Annotated in this window: 15 protein-coding genes; 11 read left to right on the plus strand and 4 right to left on the minus strand. The window is 65.4% G+C overall.

Annotated elements, in window-relative coordinates; all coding sequences use genetic code 11:
* Nucleotides 1-33 precede the first annotated feature (33 nt).
* Nucleotides 34-1,425 (plus strand): MFS transporter, encoded by a 1,392-nt coding sequence (locus AC20117_RS18055; RefSeq protein ID WP_074702473.1) that lies wholly within the window; start codon nt 34-36, stop codon nt 1,423-1,425.
* 39 nt (nt 1,426-1,464) lie between these two features.
* Here the strand turns inward: AC20117_RS18055 and AC20117_RS18060 are convergent, their stop codons facing one another.
* Genes AC20117_RS18060 through AC20117_RS18070 form a run of 3 tightly spaced genes read right to left on the minus strand, consistent with a single transcriptional unit; the run spans nt 1,465 to nt 5,839 of the window.
* Nucleotides 1,465-2,790, minus strand: coding sequence for an alpha/beta fold hydrolase (locus AC20117_RS18060; protein WP_074702472.1), 1,326 nt, complete (start codon nt 2,788-2,790; stop codon nt 1,465-1,467).
* Nucleotides 2,790-3,284 (minus strand): GNAT family N-acetyltransferase, encoded by a 495-nt coding sequence (locus AC20117_RS18065; protein WP_074702471.1) that lies wholly within the window; start codon nt 3,282-3,284, stop codon nt 2,790-2,792. The genes AC20117_RS18060 and AC20117_RS18065 overlap by 1 nt, the downstream gene beginning before the upstream one ends.
* A 14-nt stretch (nt 3,285-3,298) precedes the next feature.
* Nucleotides 3,299-5,839: a DEAD/DEAH box helicase gene (locus tag AC20117_RS18070; protein WP_101632636.1), complete on the minus strand. Its 2,541-nt coding sequence runs from the start codon at nt 5,837-5,839 to the stop codon at nt 3,299-3,301.
* Between the two features lie 68 nt (nt 5,840-5,907).
* Here AC20117_RS18070 and AC20117_RS18075 point away from each other — a divergent pair, with 68 nt between their 5' ends.
* A complete protein-coding gene (locus AC20117_RS18075; protein WP_074702470.1) occupies nt 5,908-6,681 on the plus strand; it encodes a trans-aconitate 2-methyltransferase in 774 nt (257 codons plus the stop codon).
* On the opposite strand, the gene AC20117_RS18080 is transcribed toward AC20117_RS18075, so the two are convergent.
* On the minus strand, nt 6,682-7,320 hold the full coding sequence (locus AC20117_RS18080; RefSeq protein ID WP_074702469.1) for an MBL fold metallo-hydrolase: 639 nt from the start codon (nt 7,318-7,320) through the stop codon (nt 6,682-6,684). It abuts the gene before it with no gap.
* Nucleotides 7,321-7,459: 139 nt separating this feature from the next.
* On the opposite strand from AC20117_RS18080, the gene AC20117_RS18085 reads away from it, so the two are divergent.
* The 9 genes from AC20117_RS18085 to AC20117_RS18125 all read left to right on the plus strand — a co-directional run bounded on the left by AC20117_RS18085 (nt 7,460) and on the right by AC20117_RS18125 (nt 18,124).
* Nucleotides 7,460-7,831 (plus strand): GntR family transcriptional regulator, encoded by a 372-nt coding sequence (locus AC20117_RS18085; RefSeq protein ID WP_074703424.1) that lies wholly within the window; start codon nt 7,460-7,462, stop codon nt 7,829-7,831.
* Between the two features lie 133 nt (nt 7,832-7,964).
* Nucleotides 7,965-10,868 carry an excinuclease ABC subunit UvrA gene (uvrA, locus tag AC20117_RS18090; RefSeq protein WP_101632752.1) on the plus strand — a complete coding sequence of 968 codons (2,904 nt, stop codon included), beginning with the start codon at nt 7,965-7,967 and terminating at the stop codon, nt 10,866-10,868.
* A gap of 72 nt (nt 10,869-10,940) precedes the next feature.
* Complete coding sequence (locus AC20117_RS18095) at nt 10,941-11,645, plus strand: HAD hydrolase-like protein (protein WP_101632637.1); 705 nt, start codon at nt 10,941-10,943, stop codon at nt 11,643-11,645.
* Between the two features lie 4 nt (nt 11,646-11,649).
* Nucleotides 11,650-12,318, plus strand: coding sequence for a lysophospholipid acyltransferase family protein (locus tag AC20117_RS18100; protein ID WP_074702468.1), 669 nt, complete (start codon nt 11,650-11,652; stop codon nt 12,316-12,318).
* Nucleotides 12,318-14,360: an excinuclease ABC subunit UvrC gene (gene uvrC / locus AC20117_RS18105; RefSeq protein WP_074702467.1), complete on the plus strand. Its 2,043-nt coding sequence runs from the start codon at nt 12,318-12,320 to the stop codon at nt 14,358-14,360. Before AC20117_RS18100 ends, uvrC begins: the two co-directional genes overlap by 1 nt.
* A gap of 55 nt (nt 14,361-14,415) precedes the next feature.
* Complete coding sequence (gene rapZ / locus AC20117_RS18110; RefSeq protein WP_101632638.1) at nt 14,416-15,315, plus strand: RNase adapter RapZ; 900 nt, start codon at nt 14,416-14,418, stop codon at nt 15,313-15,315.
* Nucleotides 15,315-16,349, plus strand: coding sequence for a gluconeogenesis factor YvcK family protein (locus AC20117_RS18115; RefSeq protein WP_074702465.1), 1,035 nt, complete (start codon nt 15,315-15,317; stop codon nt 16,347-16,349). The genes rapZ and AC20117_RS18115 overlap by 1 nt, the downstream gene beginning before the upstream one ends.
* A 22-nt stretch (nt 16,350-16,371) precedes the next feature.
* On the plus strand, nt 16,372-17,352 hold the full coding sequence (whiA, locus tag AC20117_RS18120; RefSeq protein WP_074702464.1) for a DNA-binding protein WhiA: 981 nt from the start codon (nt 16,372-16,374) through the stop codon (nt 17,350-17,352).
* 142 nt (nt 17,353-17,494) lie between these two features.
* A complete protein-coding gene (locus AC20117_RS18125; protein WP_101632639.1) occupies nt 17,495-18,124 on the plus strand; it encodes a superoxide dismutase in 630 nt (209 codons plus the stop codon).
* Nucleotides 18,125-18,322 lie beyond the last annotated feature (198 nt).

Raw genomic sequence — 18,322 nt, forward strand, 5'->3', positions numbered from 1 at the left:
CCACTAGACGCTCAGCGGCGTTATGCTCGCAGTGTGAGTTTTCCTGTCGACGCGGCGCTGGATGCCCAAGCACGGCTTGGACGCATCCAGCGCCGTACTGTTTTAACCCTTGCCCTCGCCCAATTGTTCAGCGGCGTTGGCAACGGGGCCGCGCTGGCGATCGGTTCGCTTCTTGCCGTGGAGCTTTCCGGCAACGAAGAACTAGCCGGTACGTCCACCATGGCCCTGTCCCTGGCCGGTGCCCTGGTCGCACTGCCGCTGGCCGGCCTGGCGGCTCGGTGCGGCCGGCGGCGGGCGCTGATCTCCGGCCTGCTGCTGGCCCTGCTGGGCGCCGCACTCATGGTGTTGGCGCCGATTCTGCGTTCCTACCTGCTGGTGCTGGCTGGCTCCGCCTTGCTCGGCGTCGGCGCTGCAGTCAACCTGCAGGCGCGGTTTGCGGCCGTCGATCTGGCCCGGCCGGAGCACCGGGGGCGCGACCTGTCCTTCGTGGTCTGGTCCATCACCATCGGAGCGGTGGCAGGACCAAACCTGATCAAGCCCGGGGCCGAACTGGCCTTGGCGCTGTCGCTGCCGGAGACGTCCGGTCCGTTCCTGTTTTCCATGGCAGGGCTGGCCATCGGCGCAACTCTGCTGTTTCTCGGGTTGCGTCCGGATCCGCTGCTCGTGGCCCGGAGCGTGGCCGCCGGCTCTGCCCCGGCCGCCGCATCTCCCACCGCACATCGTGGCACACCTGCACCTGCACCTGCATCTGCGGCCGCGCCGGACTCCGCCTTGCACCGAAAGCTCCGCGGCGGTTCGCTGGGCGCCGGCCTGGCCGCGGTCCGCCGGTCGCCGATGGCCCAGCTGGGCCTGGTCACGGTCGTCGGGGCCCACCTGGTCATGGTCGCCGTGATGTCCATGACTCCCGTCCATCTGCAAGAGCTCGACCATGCCTCCGGCCTGCACCACAGCGAGGCCGATACGCTGGCGCTCATCGGATTCACCATCTCCCTGCACATCGCAGGCATGTACGCACTGTCGCCGGCGATCGGCCTGCTCACCGACAGGTTGGGCAGGCCTCGGATGATCATGATCGCCCAGCTGGTGCTGCTGGCCGCCGTCGGGCTGGCCGGGATCGGGCACGGCGACCAGCTATGGGTGGGCGTCGAACTGGCTGTCCTCGGCGTCGGCTGGTCTGCTGCCACCATCGCCGGCTCCACCTTGCTGACGGAATCAGTCTCCGACGAGGACCGGGTGCTGGTGCAGGGCGTGTCCGATACCTGCATGGGAGCCGCGGGCGCATTGGGCGCCGCACTCTCCGGGGTAGCGCTTGCGTTCTTTGGCTTCGCCGGGCTGAACCTGGCGGCGGCACTGGCGGCCGCCGTCGTCCTGGTCTTCGCCGTCGTGGAGGCCGCGCGGAACCGCGGGAGCCAGCACCGGGGGTAGGACGCGCCACCGTTGTTCCGCCTGGCGAGCCTCAGGGGATTATTCGACGGCGCCGTCCTGGCTACGGCACATGGTGAGCAGGCGGCGGAAGATGGCCTCGCCGTCGTCCGAAATGCCGTCATGATAGAAATCGGCGGTCTCCCAGACCTGCAGGCCCCTGACCCGGTCGGCGGTTTCCAGCGACAGGTCGCGGTCAACGTAGATGTCCTCGGCATACACAGCAGCTGCGGCCGGCACTGTGTTGGCGGCCAGCTGTTCCAGGTCGTAGAGCGCGGGCCAGTCGCTCTTGGCGGCCAGTTGCCCCGCCACCTCCTGCAGCGGCACCAGCGCCGGGTCCTCTTCGAAGTACCACGGGTAGACCATTTCGCCTGTGAGCAGCGGATGCTCCGCCTCCGGGCTGAACTGCGGATACTGCTCGAGGACCCGCCACGCCGACCAGGCGGTGGCCTCGTGCTGTGCGTAGATGGATTCGTGCAGCAGCGCGTAGAGCGGATTGGCGGCCCGGCTGACCTGGTGGCTTATTTGTTCGAGGAAGCTATCGGTCAGCCGCGGGCCGTCCGGCGTGGTGGTGAAGGCATCTTCCAGCAGGTAGTGCAGGGCATCCACCCGGGTATTGCCGCCCAGGAAGGAGCCGAGCATCTGGAAGCGGCGCACGCTCAGCCGCTCGCCGGTGGGCAGGAATTCCGGCACCTGTTCCAGGTGGCGCGCTATCCGGGTGACCCGTTGGCGGTCCTCCGGGTAGCGGGCGAAGTATTCGACGTTCCGTGCCTCGACCCGCTTGAAGGTGGCCTGGTATACCCGGTCCGGGTGGCCGGTCAACGGTGCCAGGCCGCCGGTGATCAGAACTTCGCGCAGTCCCGCGGGCGCCAAGGAAAGGTAGCTCAGGGCGCAGAAACCGCCGTAGCTCTGGCCAAAGATGCTCCAGGGCGCACCGGCCAGCTCCTGCCGGATGAGTTCGGCATCCGCCACAATAGAGTCCGCCCGGAAGTGGGCCAGATAAGCCGCCTGTGCCGCCGCATCGCCCTGCAGCGGCAGGCTCTGGCGCGACAGGGGAGTGGACAGCCCGGTTCCGCGCTGGTCCAGCATCAGAATGCGGAAGTGCCGCGCGGCTTCTTTCATCCAGCCGCCCAGGGAGGTCACCCGGTTGCCGCGGCCGCCGGGTCCGCCCTGCAGGAACAGCAGCCAGGGCAAAGATTCCACTGCCTCGTCGCTGTGCTCCAGGGACGTGTATTCCCGGGCAAAGATCTCGATACTGGGGCCGTCCGCGTCACCGTGGGCCAGCGGAACGGTGAACCAGTGTTCCACCGTCCTGGCCCCGTGCATGACGTGCGAGGCGGCGATCCGGTGGGCTGCGCCGTCGTGCATTATGCCGTCCGGGCCGGAACTGCGGAGCCGAATTCGCGCAGCGCCGGGCCAGTCAGGCGGAAGGTGGACCACTCATCCTGCGGCAGCGCGCCCAGGCTGCGGTAGAAGTTGATGGACGGCTCGTTCCAGTTCAGTACCGCCCATTCCACCCGGGCATAACCGTTCTCGACGGCGTGCTGCGCCAGGGTGCGCAGCAGCGCCTTTCCGTGTCCCGCGCCGCGCGACTCCGGGCGAACGTACAGGTCCTCCAGGTAGATGCCGTGGACGCCCTCCCAGGTGGAGAAATTGCGGAACCACAGCGCAAAACCCTGCACGCCGCCGTCGTCCTCGGCGATGTGGGCGAACACGGACGGGTTTTCGCCGAAGAGGGCCTGCTGCAGCTGCTTCTCGGTGGTCTTGACCGCGTCCGGTTCCTTTTCGTAGACGGCAAGCTCACGGATGAGCTCGAGGATTACGGGAACGTCGGATTCGCGGGCACGCCGGATACTGGTCATAACTGGCATCTTAATCAGAGCGGGCCCACGGCGGTAATCCGCACCGCTGCCGTGCCCAGTTCGTTGGATTCGGCAAGATTGACGACGGCGTTAATGCCCCAGTCGTGGTCCCCGGCCGGGTCGTCGAAGATCTGCCGGACCTTCCACTCCGCGGGAGCCTCTTCGATGATCAGGTACTTGGGGCCACGGGCGTCCGGCCCGATGCCAAGGTCATCATGTGCGTCGAAGTAGGCGTCCATCGCGTCCGCCCACCGGTCCGCATCCCAGCCGCTGTCCGCGTCCAGTTCCCCCAGGGCCGCTTCGTTTTCTGCTTCGAAGAGCTCCACCCGGCGGAAGAGTTCGTTGCGGACCATCACGCGGAACGCGCGCACGTTGTCCGTGAGCTTCGGCGGCGCCTTGGTCAGGACGGACTCGCTGGCATGTTCCGCCGCCAGATCCGCGGCTCCGGCGCCGGAGGTCAGCTCCTCCCATTCGTCCAGCAGGCTCGAGTCCACCTGGCGCACCAGTTCGCCGAGCCAGGCGATGATGTCTTCCAGGTCTTCGCGCAGGGCCTCGGTCGGCACCGTCTGGCGCAACGCCTTGTACCCGTCCGTGAGGTAGCGCAGCAGGATCCCTTCGGAGCGTGCCAGTGAGTAGAACTGCACGTATTCGCTGAAGTTCATCGCCCGTTCGTACATGTCCCGGATCACCGACTTGGGCGCAAGCTCGAAGTCGCCCAGCCAGGGGGCGCTCTTCCGGTACACGTCGAAGGACTGGAACAACAGCTCGGCCAGCGGTTGCGGGTAGGTGACTTCCTCCAGCATGGCCATGCGCTGGTCGTACTCGATGCCGTCTGCCTTCATGGCGGCAACAGCTTCGCCGCGGGCCTTCTTCTCCTGGGCGGAGAGCACCTGCCGGGGCTGCTCCAGGATCGCCTCGATTGAGGAAACGACATCGAGGGAGTAGCTGCCGCTCTCCGGATCCAGCAGTTCCAGGCTGGCTACCGCGAACGGGGACAGCGGCTGGTTCAGCGCGAAGTTCGCCTGCAGATGGATCTTCAGCCGCACCAGGCGGCCGTCTTCGTCCGGCTCCGGCAGGCGTTCCACCAGGCCGGAGGCCACGAGTTCGCGGTAGATGCCCAGCGCGCGCTTGATCAGGTTGAGCTGTGAAGCCCGGGTCTCGTGGTTCTCGGTCAGCAATCGTTTGGCCGCGGCAAAGGGATCCCCGGGCCGCTCCAGCAGGTTCAGCAGCATCGAGTGGCTCACCGTGAAGCTGGAGGTCAGCGGCTCCGGTTGGCCGTCCACCAGCTTCTGGTAGGTCGGCTCGCCCCAGCTGACAAAGCCAGCCGGTGGCTTCTTCTTGACCACCTGGCGCAGCTTCTTCTGGTCATCACCGAACTTCGCCACCGCCTTGGCCATCGCCTTGGTGTTTTCCACCACGTGCTCCGGCGCCTGGACGACGACGGTGCCGGCCGTGTCATACCCGGCCCGTCCTGCGCGGCCGGCGATCTGGTGGAATTCCCGCGCGTTGAGCAGCCGGGTACGGACGCCGTCGTACTTGCTTAGCGCCGTCATCAGGACGGTGCGGATGGGGACGTTGATGCCGACGCCGAGCGTGTCCGTACCGCAGATGACCTTCAGCAGGCCGGCCTGGGCCAGCTGTTCGACCAGCCGCCGGTACTTAGGCAGCATGCCGGCGTGGTGGACGCCGATGCCGTGGCGGACCAGCCGGTTCAAGGTCTTGCCGAAGCCCGGGGCGAACCGGAAGCCGGCGATCAGTTCGCCGATCCGGTCCTTCTCCTCGCGGGTGCAGACGTTGATGCTCATCAGGTTCTGGGCGCGTTCGATCGCCTCCAGCTGGCTGAAGTGCACCACGTACACCGGCACCTGGCGGGTGCTCAGGAGCTCCTCCAGCGACTCCTGCACAGGCGTCTGGACGTAGTAGTAATGCAGCGGGATGGGGCGTTCGGCCGAGCTGACGGTGGTGGTCTGCCGCCCGGTGCGCTGGGTCAGCTCCTTCTCGAACCGGGTCACGTCGCCCAGCGTGGCGGACATCAGCAGGAACTGCGCCTGCGGCAGCTCCAGCAGCGGCACCTGCCAGGCCCAGCCGCGCTGCGGATCCGAGTAGTAGTGGAATTCGTCCATGACCACGGTTCCCAGCTCGGCCTCCGAGCCCTCGCGCAGGGCGATGTTCGCGAGGATTTCCGCGGTGCAGCAGATGATGGGAGCATCCTGGTTCACGGACGAGTCGCCGGTCACCATGCCGACGTTGTCCGGGCCGAAGATGTCGCACAAGGCGAAGAACTTTTCCGAGACGAGGGCCTTGATCGGGGCCGTGTAGTAACTGCGCCGCCCGTGGGCCATCGCGTGGAAATGCGAAGCGATGGCCACCATGGACTTACCCGAGCCGGTCGGCGTAGCCAGAATGACGTTGTTGCCCGTGACCAGCTCCATCACCGCCTCGTCCTGGGCCGGATACAGCGCCATGCCACGGCCCTCCACCCAGTCGATGAAGGCGGTGTAGATTTCGTCCGGGCTGGCGGTGGCGGCTGCGGGGAGCTGTTCAAGTAGGTTCATGTCCCCTCCAGCCTATCGGTCGGTGCGCCGCCGGGGGACGGGCGCAGCGGCAGCCGTAGGCTGGGGTCATGAAATGGGATCCGTCCAAGTACGCCGAGTTTGCGGATTACCGCAGCCGCCCCTTCTTCGACCTGACCGGCAGGATCGCCGCCGAGGAGCCGCGCCGGGTGGTGGACCTGGGCTGCGGTCCTGGCAGCCTGACCGCAGCCCTGGTAGACCGCTGGCCCCGGGCGCGGGTGACCGGACTGGATTCGTCCGCGGCCATGATCGCCGCGGCCAGTGCCGCTTCACGACCGCAGAACCTGGATTTCGAGGTCGGCGACATCGCGGCTTGGACTCCGCCGGAGGATCTGGATGTGCTCGTCTCAAACGCCGCCCTCCAGTGGCTGCCGGGGCACCAGGACCTGCTGCGTGCGTGGGCGTCAGCGCTGGGCTCCGGCGCGTGGCTGGCGTTCCAGGTTCCGGGCAACTTCTCCGCGCCGTCGCATGTGCTGATGCGCCGCCAGGCGGCCTCCAGCAGGTGGCATTCCCGTCTCGACGGCGTCCTCCGGCACGAAGATGCCGTCAGCGAGCCCGCGGATTACCTCGCGCTGCTGCTGGAGGCGGGATTCGACGCCGATGCCTGGGAGACCACGTACCTCCACGTTTTGCAGGGGTCCGATCCGGTGCTGGAGTGGGTCCGGGGGACGGGTCTGCGCCCGGTTCTCGCCGCCTTGGAGCCCCAGGAGGCGTCCGAGTTCGAGAGGGAATATGCCGAGGCCCTGCGCCATGCCTATCCGGCGGGCCCGCACGGAACGGTTTTCCCCTTCCGACGGATCTTCTGCGTTGCGCGCAAGCGCTGACTACCAGCCCCGCTCGCGCCATTCGGCCAGGTGCGGGCGTTCGGCGCCGAGCGTGGTGCCCTTGCCGTGGCCCGGGTGGACCACCGTGTCGTCCGGGAGATAGTCGAAAAGACGGCGTTCGACGTCGTTAATCAGCGAGGAGAAGCGCTGCGGGTCCTGCTGGGTGTTGCCAACGCCGCCCGGGAACAGCGAGTCACCGGTGAAGACATGCGAGGGCCCGTGCGCGTTGCGGTACAGCAGAGCAACCGAGCCGGGAGTGTGGCCGCGGAGTTTGATGGCCTCCAGCGAGAACCCGTCGAATTCCGCGAGGTCCCCGTGATCGAGTGCGACGGCGGTGGGAACCTCGATCTGCGCGATGTCCTCGGTTCCGGCCGCGGTGCGGGCGCCGGTGAGTTTCACTGTCTCGGCAAGGGCACGCACATGGTCCCAGTGGCTGTGCGTGGTGATGATCATCGCCACTTTGGCGGGAGCCGGGCTGTCCTGCGCCCCTTCGGCCAGCAGCTTTTCGATGGCGGGCAGATCATCCGCGGCGTCGATGAGCACCTGTGTGCCGGAATCCTTCGCCGTGATCAAATAGACGTTGTTGTCCATCTCGCTGACGGACGCCGAGCGGATGGTGATGTCATCAAGTTCCCACATGCGCCCAGTCTAATCACAGGCCCGCCGCTGCCCGGGGCAGGTCTGCGCCCAGAGTGAAAATCCTTGTCCGACGTCGGGAAATTGGCGTAAATTCGATTGGTCCGGGAACGGACAAGTGCAGAAGGGCAGGCAGCGGTACATGGAAGCTGACCAATTCGACTGGCGGCTGGACAAGCAGAGCTCGGTGCCGCTGTTCGAGCAGCTGCGCCTGCGCATTATCGAGGCGTCCGACGGCGGCGAGCTGGCTATCGGAACCAAGCTGCCGCCGGTGCGGCGGCTGGCCGACCATCTCGGCATTGTGCCCAACACCGTGGCCCGCGCCTACCGGGAACTGGAGACGGCCGGCCGGGTGACAACCGGAGGCCGCGCCGGCACGGTGATCAGTGCGGGCGGGGACGAATCTTCGCGGCTGCTGGCCGAGGCGGCCATGACGTTTGCCGAGACGGCCCGGGCACAGGGCGCCACGGTCAAGACTGCCTTGGCCGCGGTCAAGGCGGCCCTGGAACGCTGATCCAGCGGATAGGCGGGCCGGAGGAAAAAGCCCACCCTGCGTTGAAGGAACGCGGACAACTTTGGTCCGCGTGCGCACCGACTGTGGTGAACGCAATACATTTTCGAACGGACTTTCGATTAGAGTGGAAACCGTGCTAAAAGCGAGTGAATCAACTGGACCCGGATCCCACGAGGATGTCCGGGCGGACCTATCCCGGCTGGTCGTGAAGGGCGCGCGGGAGCACAACCTGCGCAACGTCGACCTGGACCTGCCCAGGGATTCCATGATCGTATTCACCGGGCTGTCCGGTTCCGGCAAGTCCTCCCTGGCCTTCGACACGATCTTCGCCGAGGGGCAGCGCCGCTATGTCGAATCCCTGTCAGCCTATGCGCGCATGTTCCTGGGCCAGGTGGACAAACCGGATGTCGACTTCATTGAAGGCCTTTCCCCGGCAGTATCCATCGACCAGAAATCGACGAGCAAGAACCCCCGTTCCACGGTGGGCACGATCACCGAGATCTACGACTACATGCGCCTGCTCTGGGCCCGCGTGGGCCGCCCGCACTGCCCGGTTTGCGGCCAACCGGTGACACGGCAGACTCCGCAGCAGATTGTGGATCAGCTGCTGGAGCTTGAGAGCGGTACCCGGTTCCAGATCCTCGCCCCGGTAGTCCGTGGGCGCAAGGGCGAGTTCGTGGACCTGTTCAAGGAACTCTCCGCCAAGGGCTATTCCCGCGCCAAGGTGGACGGCAAACTGGTCCAGCTGTCGGAGCCGCCCAAGCTCGGCAAGCAGTTCAAGCACACCATCGAAGTGGTCATCGACCGGCTGGTGGTCAAGGACGGCATCCAGCAGCGGCTGACCGACTCGATCGAGACCGGGCTGGGCCTGGCCGAGGGGCGTGTGCTGGCAGACTTTGTGGACCTGGATGAAAGCGATCCGGGACGTACCCGGGCCTTTTCGGAGCACCTTGCCTGCCCCAATGAGCACCCGCTGGCCATCGACGAAGTCGAGCCGCGGTCCTTCTCGTTCAACAATCCGTTCGGCGCCTGCCCGGTCTGTACCGGCATCGGCAGCAAGCTCGAGGTGGACGAGGACCTGGTCGTTCCGGACCCGGAGCTCAGCCTCGGCGACGGCGCGATCGCGCCCTGGGCCCTGGGTACGGCGACGCAGCAGTACTGGAACCGGCTGCTTGAAGGCCTGTCCCACGAACTCGGATTCTCCATGGACGTTCCCTTCAATGAGCTATCCAAGGATGCGCGCAAGGCTGTGCTCTACGGCAAGGACCACAAGGTGGTGGTTCAGTACCGCAACCGGTTTGGCCGCGAACGCAAGTACAGCACCGGTTTCGAAGGCGCCGTGCAATACATCCACCGCAAGCATCTGGAAACCGAGTCCGACAATGCGCGGGACCGCTACGAGCAGTACATGCGGGAGGTTCCCTGTCCCGAATGCAAGGGCGCCCGGTTGAACCCGGCGTCCCTGTCGGTCCTCATCAACGGCAGGTCCATTGCCGAAGTGTCGGCGATGCCGCTGCAGGAATGCCGCGACTTCCTGAATTCACTGGAGCTGACGCCGCGCGAGGCACAAATCGCGCAGCAGGTGCTCATCGAGATCCAGGCCCGGCTCCGCTTCCTGCTGGACGTAGGCCTCTCCTATCTGAACCTCGAACGCGCTGCCGGCACCCTGTCGGGTGGTGAAGCGCAGCGCATCCGGCTGGCCACCCAGATCGGTTCCGGCCTCGTCGGCGTGCTCTACGTCCTGGACGAGCCGTCCATCGGCCTGCACCAGCGGGACAACCGCCGGCTGATCGAAACCCTGACCCGCCTGCGCGATCTGGGCAACACACTGATCGTGGTCGAGCACGACGAAGATACCATCAGCGAAGCCGACTGGATTGTGGACGTCGGTCCGGGTGCGGGCGAGCACGGAGGCCAGATAGTCCATTCCGGTTCGCTCAAGGAACTGCTGGATAATGAGCAGTCCATTACCGGCGATTACCTGGCCGGCCGGCGCCGCATCGACATCCCCGCCAAGCGCCGCAAGATCGATAAGAAGCGGCAGCTCAAGGTAGTCGCTGCCCGGGAAAACAACCTGCAGGGCATCGACGCGGTCTTCCCGCTCGGCGTTTTCACCGCGGTGACCGGGGTGAGTGGCTCCGGAAAGTCCACCCTCGTCAACGACATCCTATACAAGGTGCTGGCCAACAAGCTCAACCGGGCCAAGCAGGTCGCCGGCCGGCATACCCGCGTCGAGGGACTTGAGCACCTGGACAAGGTCATCCACGTTGACCAGAGTCCGATCGGCCGGACGCCGCGGTCCAACGCGGCCACCTACACCGGTGTCTTCGACAACATCCGCAAACTCTTCGCGGAAACCAACGAGGCCAAGGTGCGCGGCTACCAGCCCGGACGGTTCTCGTTCAACGTCAAGGGCGGACGCTGTGAAGCATGCAGCGGTGACGGCACACTGAAGATCGAGATGAACTTCCTGCCGGATGTCTATGTCCCCTGTGAGGTCTGCCACGGCGCCCGCTACAACCGCGAAACGCTTGAAGTCCATTACAAGGGCAAGACCATTGCCGATGTCCTGGATATGCCGATTGAGGAAGGTGCAGAATTCTTCGCGGCCTTCACCCCGATTGCGCGCCACTTGAACACCTTGGTGGACGTCGGCTTGGGGTACGTCCGGCTCGGCCAGCCCGCTACCACCCTTTCCGGCGGCGAAGCGCAGCGGGTGAAGCTCGCGAGTGAGCTGCAGAAGCGAAGCAACGGCCGGAGTATCTACGTACTGGACGAACCCACCACCGGGCTGCACTTCGAGGATATCCGCAAGCTGTTGCTGGTACTCCAGTCGTTGGTGGACAAGGGCAACACCGTGATCACCATCGAACACAACCTGGACGTCATCAAGAGTGCCGACTGGGTAGTGGATCTTGGACCGGACGGAGGTTCCGGCGGCGGGCGGATTATTGCAGCCGGCACGCCTGAACAGGTGGCAAAAGCCGAGGTCAGCCACACCGGACGGTTCCTCGCGGAGGTACTGGAAACGGCCTGATTTACGGCGCGGTATATACCTCGAAGGGAATGCTTGTAACGCATAACGTTCAACGTATGGAAAAATGCCTAGGTGACTTCTTTGCCGGCGCTGGTTCTCTTTGACCTTGATGGGACTCTGGTGGATCCCGCGGGAGCCATCACCGGGGGTATCAGCCGTGCCCTGCAGCTAGCCGGCCTGCCGGTCCCGCAACAGGATGTCCTCGACTCCATGGTCGGTCCTCCGCTCGGGCAGTCGCTGCGGGAGAAGGCCGGTGTTCCGGAGAGCGATCTGGCTGAAGTCATTCGGCTCTACCGGACCGAGTACCGCCACTCCGGGATGGCAGCCAGCCATGTTTATCCGGGAGTGGAAGGACTGCTGCAGCAGTTGAAGACCGAAGGCACAATCCTGGCCGTGGTTACGCAGAAGCCCACTCCGATCGCCGACGAACTGCTGCGCGTACAGGGGTTGACCGCCTATTTCGAGAGCATCCATGGGGCTGGCTTTGACGATCCGGGCAGCACCGCCGCAGCCGATGCAGGCAAGATTCCGATTCTCGAAGAGGCCTTGCGACAGTACGCCGGAGCGTACGGCAGCGTGGTGATGGTGGGGGACCGGCACTACGACATCGCGGCCGCCGTGCACCACGGGATTCCGGCTATCGGAGTCGGCTGGGGATTTGCGGCCGACGGCGAGCTGGAAGCCGCCGGTGCCGCCGCCGTCGTCGTCAATACCGAGGAACTAGCGGAAGAACTGGCACTGCAGCTAGCAGCCGCCACACAAGGAACGGAGAGGTAGGGGAATGGAATTTTTCGAAGGCACCCGTGCTGCGTTCCGTTCCGTGATCTCCGGTACCTGCCGGCCCACGGTTGAGGGGCTGGAAAACTTCCCGCGGGAGGGCCCGGTCATCGTCGCCCCGAACCACCAGTCGTTTTTCGACAGCATCATTGTCCAGGCGCTAATGCCGCGCAAGGTGGCGTTCTTTGCGAAGGCCGAGTACTTCACTGCGAAGGGACCGAAGGGCTCCGCGATGCGCTGGTTCTTCAACAGCGTTGGCTCCGTTCCGGTGGAACGCGGGGAACAGGCTGCCAGCGTGGCGGCGCTGCAGACGGCGGTGGAAATTCTTGAGCGGAAAGAGGCGTTCGGTATCTATCCTGAAGGCACGCGCTCCCGCGACGGTCTGTTGTACCGTGGAAGAACAGGTGTTGGCTGGCTTGCCTTGACCACCGGTGCTCCCGTGGTGCCGGTGGGACTGATCGGAACCGACAGGCTCCAGCCAGCGGACAAGAAGATGATCAAGCCGCAACATTTCACCCTCAAGGTCGGCGCGCCGCTGTATTTCGACAAGACGGGCCCGGGGCACTCCTTGCCTGCCCGCCGTGCCGCCACGGACAAGATCATGGACGCCATTGCCGAACTGAGCGGGCAGGAACGGGCCGGCACGTACAACCAATCCAAACAGGCACAGTAATGGCACTGCCCTCGTCTTACCGGCCGAAGCCGGGGGAGATCCCTACCCAGCCCGGGGTGTACAGGTTCCGGGATGACAACAAGCGCGTCATCTATGTGGGTAAGGCCAAGAACCTCCGGTCCCGCCTCAACAGCTACTTCGCAAATCCCGACGGACTCATGCCGCGTACCCGGGCAATGGTGCATACCGCCGCATCCGTAGAATGGACCGTGGTGGGCAGCGAACTGGAGGCCATCCAGCTCGAGTACACCTGGATCAAGGAGTTCACGCCCCGGTTCAACATCATGTTCCGGGACGATAAGTCCTACCCTTACCTGGCTGTCACCATGTCCGAGAAGTTTCCACGCGTGCAGGTCATGCGCGGGGACCGGCGGAAGGGCACCAAGTACTTCGGCCCCTTCTATCCGGCTAAGGCGATCAGGGAAACAGTCGACACCCTGCTGCGCGTCTTCCCGGTCCGTACCTGCAGCGTTGGCGTCTTCAACCGTGCCCAGCGGACCGGCCGGCCCTGCCTGCTCGGCTACATCGACAAGTGCTCCGCACCGTGCGTCGGGCGGATTTCGCCCGAAGACCACAAGGCCCTCGCCGCTGAATTCTGCGCTTTCATGGGCGGCGAAGCCGACCGTTTCATCCGCGCGCTGGAACAGAAGATGAACGCCGCCGTTGCCGAGCTCGATTACGAATCGGCGGCACGGTACCGCGACGACATCGCAGCCCTCAAGCGAGTCTTCGAACGCAATGCGGTGGTGCTCAGCGAGGACACGGACGCGGACATTTTCGCGTTGGCCGAAGACGAGCTCGAGGCGGCGGTCCAGGTCTTCCACGTCCGCGGCGGGCGGATCCGGGGCCAGCGCGGCTGGGTCGTCGAAAAGGTCGAGGATGCGTCTCCGGCCGACCTGACCGAGCACCTGCTGCAGCAGGTCTACGGCGACGGCGAGGGGCCCGACAGGATCCCCAAGCAGGTGCTGCTCCCCGTGGAGCCGGAGAACAGGCCCGAGCTGGAGGAGTGGCTGCGCGGCCTGCGCGGCAGCAAGGTCGAACTGCGGGTGCCCCAGCGCGGTGACAAGGCCGCGCTGCTCGGCACGGTGCAGGAGAACGCCACCCAGGCGCTGGCGCTGCATAAGAGCCGCCGCGCCGGAGACCTGACCACCCGCTCCGCCGCGCTGCAGGAGCTGCAGGAGGCGCTCGACCTGCCCGTGGCCCTGCTGCGCATCGAGTGCTACGACATTTCCCATGTCCAGGGAACCAACGTCGTGGCCTCCATGGTGGTCGTTGAGGACGGCCTGCCCAAGAAATCCGATTACCGGCGGTTCTCCATTACCGGCGATGCCGCGCGCGACGACACCTCCGCGATGTATGACGTCATCAGCCGCCGGTTCCGTAACTACCTGGCCGACAAGACGGCGGTTCCCGAACCCGAGGCGGCTCCGTCGCCGGGCGGCACGAAAGCACCCCTGGCTGCCGATGTCATCGACTCCAATGGCATCCCCGCCGGCGACGGTGTGTTGACGGATACGACGACGCCGGCGCCGCGCACCAAGTTTGCCTATCCGCCGAACCTCGTTGTGGTCGACGGCGGGCCGCCGCAGGTTTCCGCCGCCTCCCGTGCCTTGGCCGATCTGGGGATCACCGATGTCTTCGTGGTCGGACTGGCCAAAAGGCTGGAAGAAGTCTGGCTTCCGGACGACGACTTCCCCGTCATCCTGCCCCGTGCATCGCACGGCCTGTACCTGCTCCAGCGGATCCGGGACGAAGCTCACCGCTTCGCGATCAACTACCACCGCCAGAAGCGCGGGAAATCGATGACCGTGTCGGTACTGGACGGGATCCAGGGGCTGGGCCCGGCCAAGCGCAAGGCGCTGCTCAAGCACTTCGGCTCGGCCAAGAAACTCAAAGCTGCCAGCACCGAGGAACTCCAGGCGGTGCCCGGCGTCGGTCCCGCGTTGGCTGCCTCCATCAAACGGCAGCTCGGTCCGGCGGCGGAACCCGCCGCTGAGGCACCGTCGGTCAACATGGCGACCGGCGAAATCATCGAATCTTAGCTAGGCTAGGAAACCCGTGCAGGCCGCGGGACTAACCTAAGAACAGGACGGCTCAATGTCAGACGAAGAGGATTTCACGCCGATCAAACCGGTGGAATCCGAACTGCTGGTGGTCACGGGTATGTCGGGCGCAGGCCGTACCACCGCCGCGCCTGCGCTCGAAGACCACGGCTGGTATGTCGTGGACAACCTTCCGCCGCAAATGCTCGGCACGCTGGCCGAACTTGTCTCGCGCATGCCCGAATCAATGCCGCGGCTCGCCGTCGTTGTTGATGTGCGCAGCCAAAACCTGTTCCGCGATATCCGCGAGTCGCTCAACGGATTGAAATCCAGCGGGATCAATTACCGGGTCATCTTCCTGGATGCCGCGGACAACGTGCTGGTCCGCCGCTTCGAGCAAGGCCGGAGACCGCATCCGCTGCAGGGTGACGGCCGGATTTCGGACGGTATCACAGCGGAACGCGAGCTCCTGGCCCGGCTCAAGGACGCCTCCGACCTGGTCCTGGACACGACCGACATGAATGTCCACGCCTTGGCGACCAACATCACCGAGCTCTTTTCCGACTCCGGCCCGATCGTGCTGCGCTTGAACGTGATGAGCTTCGGTTTCAAGTACGGCCTTCCGGTGGACGCGAACTTTGTAGCCGACGCACGATTCATCCCCAATCCGCACTGGATCCCCGAGCTCCGCCCGCACACGGGGCTGGAGAGGCAGGTCAGCGAATTCGTGCTGCAGGAATCCGGGGCGGAGGAATTCATCAAGCGCTATGTTGATGCGCTCGAGCCGGTGCTCGAAGGCTACCGCCGCGAGAACAAGCACTACGCGACGATCGCCGTCGGCTGCACCGGAGGCAAACACCGCTCGGTCGCCGTGGCTGTTGAGCTGGCCAAACGGCTTGCCCAGTTGCCGCGGGTCAAAGTTGCGGTGCAGCATCGGGATCTGGGGCGCGAATAGTGGCCCTTTTGACGGGCCCGCTTCCGCGCGTACCGCTGCCGCAGACGGACCGGCCGGGAAGCGTCCGCGGACAGAATCCGCCGACAGTTGTGGCCCTGGGCGGCGGCCACGGACTGTCCGCGTCGCTGGCTGCCCTGCGATTGCTGACCACGGAACTGACGGCAGTGGTGACGGTGGCGGACGACGGCGGGTCGTCCGGCCGTCTTCGCCGCGAGCTGGGTGTCCTCCCGCCGGGCGACCTGCGGATGGCGCTTGCCTCGTTGTGCGACGACACCGAATGGGGGCAGACGTGGCGGGACGTGATGCAGCACCGGTTCAAGTCCCTGGACAACGTTGAAGGCAGCCTGGACAACCATGCGGTCGGTAACCTGCTGATCGTCACCTTGTGGGAACTGCTGGGGGATCCGGTTGCCGGCCTGCAGTGGGCCGGAGCACTGCTGGGTGCACGCGGCCAGGTGCTGCCGATGGCAACTGTTCCGTTGACCATCGAAGGCGACGTGCTGACTGAGGAACCCGGCGGGCGGCTGCGCAATGTGACGATTTCAGGCCAGTCCCGGCTTGCGGAAGCCGGCCGGAATACGCATGTCAACGATGTGCGGCTGATACCGGACGATGCGCCGGCCTGTACCGAGGCCCTCCAGGCCATCGAGACGGCTGACTGGGTGATCCTCGGGCCAGGCTCCTGGTACACCTCGGTGCTACCGCATTTGATGCTTCCGCAGCTGCGGGACGCCCTGTGCCGGACCAGCGCCCGGAGGATCCTGACCATGAATCTTGCCATGGATACCAAGGAAACGTCCGGGATGACCGCAGCGGACCATCTGTCCGTGGTGCAGCGGTATGCCCCGGAGTTGAAGTTCGACGTCGTGCTCGCCGATCCGGACACGATTGGGGACCGCGCACGGTTCGAAGCCGCGGCCGCCGGGCTCGGAGCGCGCGTTGTCTTCGGTAGAGTGGGAACTCCCGGCGGTCATGCCGTACATGACCCGCTAAGGCTCGCAACGGCCTACCATGACATTTTCGCGGGACAGTAAGACATAAGTTAGGACAGGGTGCATGGCGCTGACTGCAGCAGTCAAGGATGAACTTTCACGCCTTGACATCAAGAAGTCCCAGGTGCGGAAGGCCGAAGTCTCGACAATGCTTCGCTTTGCCGGCGGACTTCACATCATCTCCGGCCGGATAGTGATTGAGGCCGAAGTCGACCTTGCCTCCACGGCACGGCGTTTGCGTGCCGCCATTGCCGAGGTTTACGGCCACGGCAGCGAAATCATCGTCGTCTCCGGCGGCGGGCTGCGCCGCGGCAACCGCTACGTAGTCCGTGTCGTACGCGACGGCGAATCGCTGGCCCGCCAGACCGGGCTGCTCGATGCCCGCGGACGTCCGGTCCGCGGACTGCCTTCCGTAGTGGTCAATGGCTCCGCCGCCGATGCCGAGGCGGTTTGGCGCGGAGCATTTCTGGCCCACGGGTCACTGACCGAGCCGGGCCGTTCATCCTCCCTCGAAGTGACCTGTCCTGGTCCCGAGGCCGCCTTGGCCTTGGTCGGCGCCGCCCGCCGCATCGACATCACCGCCAAGGCGCGGGAGGTCCGGGGTGTGGACCGCGTGGTGATCCGGGACGGTGACACCATAGCCGCGCTGCTGACCCGCATGGGGGCCCACGATGCACTCATGGTCTGGGAAGAACGCCGGATGCGCAAAGAGGTCCGGGCCACCGCGAACCGGCTGGCGAATTTTGACGATGCCAACCTCCGCCGTTCGGCCCAGGCCGCTGTCGCCGCCGGCGCACGGGTGGACCGCGCGCTCGAGATTCTTGGGGATGATGTTCCCGAGCATCTCAGGTACGCCGGTGAGCTGCGCGTGGCACACAAGCAGGCCAGCCTCGATGAGCTGGGCCGCCTGGCCGACCCGCCCATGACCAAGGACGCCATCGCCGGCCGGATCCGTCGCCTGCTGGCGATGGCGGACAAGCGCGCTTCGGACATGGGCATTCCGGGGACGGACGCGAATGTGACTCCGGAGATGTTCGATGAGTAGGACGTGTGCTTAGGATGGGGATGTCCGGGCGTTGGCCCGGGGAGGCTTTGGGAACCAGATAATTTTCCGGGCGGGTCCGCTGCCCGGATGATCAATCCGATCACGGCCGCATGCCGGCCGCCGAACTAAACGGAGGATATTCGTGAGCAAGTACGTACTGCCCGAACTCAACTACGACTACGCAGCGCTGGAGCCGCATATCTCCGCCCGGATCATGGAGCTGCACCACAGCAAGCACCACGCGACCTACGTCGCCGGCGCCAACACCGCGCTGGAGCAGCTGGCCGAGGCCCGCGACAAGGGCGAGTTCGGCAACATCCCGAAGCTCTCCAAGGACCTGGCCTTCCACCTGGGCGGCCACACCAACCACTCCATCTTCTGGAACAACCTGTCTCCGGAAGGCGGCGACAAGCCTGAGGGCGAGCTGGCGGCAGCGCTGGACGACGCCTTCGGTTCGTTCGACGCGTTCCGCGGCCACTTCAATGCCGCGGCGCTGAGCCTGCAGGGGTCGGGCTGGGCTGTGCTGGCGTACGAGCCGCTGGGCGGCAACGTCATCATCGAGCAGCTCTACGATCAGCAGGGCAACGTCCCGGTCGGCACCATTCCGCTGCTGATGCTGGACATGTGGGAGCACGCGTTCTACCTGGACTACGTCAACGTCAAGGCCGACTACGTCAAGGCCTTCTGGAACATCGTGAACTGGGCAGACGTGGCACAGCGTCTGGAAGCGGCGCGCAAGGGAGCTTCGTCCCTGGTGACCCTCGGAAAGTAGCGGGGAACGCTTCTCACGCGGTCCGAACTGCGTAAGATGAAGTCCGGGAGGCCCGTCACGGTGTTAGGCATCGGGACGGCTGCCTTCCGGACTTTTCCGTCCTGAGAGGAAAGGGAGGCCAGCGGCACGTCAAGGACCAGCAAAGGGTCCCGAGGAAGGGCCGGCGAACAAATCCGGCTACCGCCTACCAAGGAGCTA

This window comes from Arthrobacter crystallopoietes (assembly GCF_002849715.1).
GTDB lineage: Bacteria > Actinomycetota > Actinomycetes > Actinomycetales > Micrococcaceae > Crystallibacter > Crystallibacter crystallopoietes.

What these genes read in the sequence shown, in the direction of transcription:
- AC20117_RS18070 (WP_101632636.1), bottom strand. Translation starts at nt 5,839, where the DNA reads ATGAACCTACTTGAACAGCTCCCCGCAGCCGCCACCGCCAGCCCGGAC.
- AC20117_RS18075 (WP_074702470.1), top strand. Translation starts at nt 5,908, where the DNA reads ATGAAATGGGATCCGTCCAAGTACGCCGAGTTTGCGGATTACCGCAGC.
- AC20117_RS18100 (WP_074702468.1), top strand. Translation starts at nt 11,650, where the DNA reads ATGGAATTTTTCGAAGGCACCCGTGCTGCGTTCCGTTCCGTGATCTCC.
- AC20117_RS18080 (WP_074702469.1), bottom strand. Translation starts at nt 7,320, where the DNA reads ATGTGGGAACTTGATGACATCACCATCCGCTCGGCGTCCGTCAGCGAG.
- AC20117_RS18065 (WP_074702471.1), bottom strand. Translation starts at nt 3,284, where the DNA reads ATGACCAGTATCCGGCGTGCCCGCGAATCCGACGTTCCCGTAATCCTC.
- whiA (WP_074702464.1), top strand. Translation starts at nt 16,372, where the DNA reads ATGGCGCTGACTGCAGCAGTCAAGGATGAACTTTCACGCCTTGACATC.
- AC20117_RS18060 (WP_074702472.1), bottom strand. Translation starts at nt 2,790, where the DNA reads ATGCACGACGGCGCAGCCCACCGGATCGCCGCCTCGCACGTCATGCAC.
- rapZ (WP_101632638.1), top strand. Translation starts at nt 14,416, where the DNA reads ATGTCAGACGAAGAGGATTTCACGCCGATCAAACCGGTGGAATCCGAA.
- uvrC (WP_074702467.1), top strand. Translation starts at nt 12,318, where the DNA reads ATGGCACTGCCCTCGTCTTACCGGCCGAAGCCGGGGGAGATCCCTACC.
- AC20117_RS18085 (WP_074703424.1), top strand. Translation starts at nt 7,460, where the DNA reads ATGGAAGCTGACCAATTCGACTGGCGGCTGGACAAGCAGAGCTCGGTG.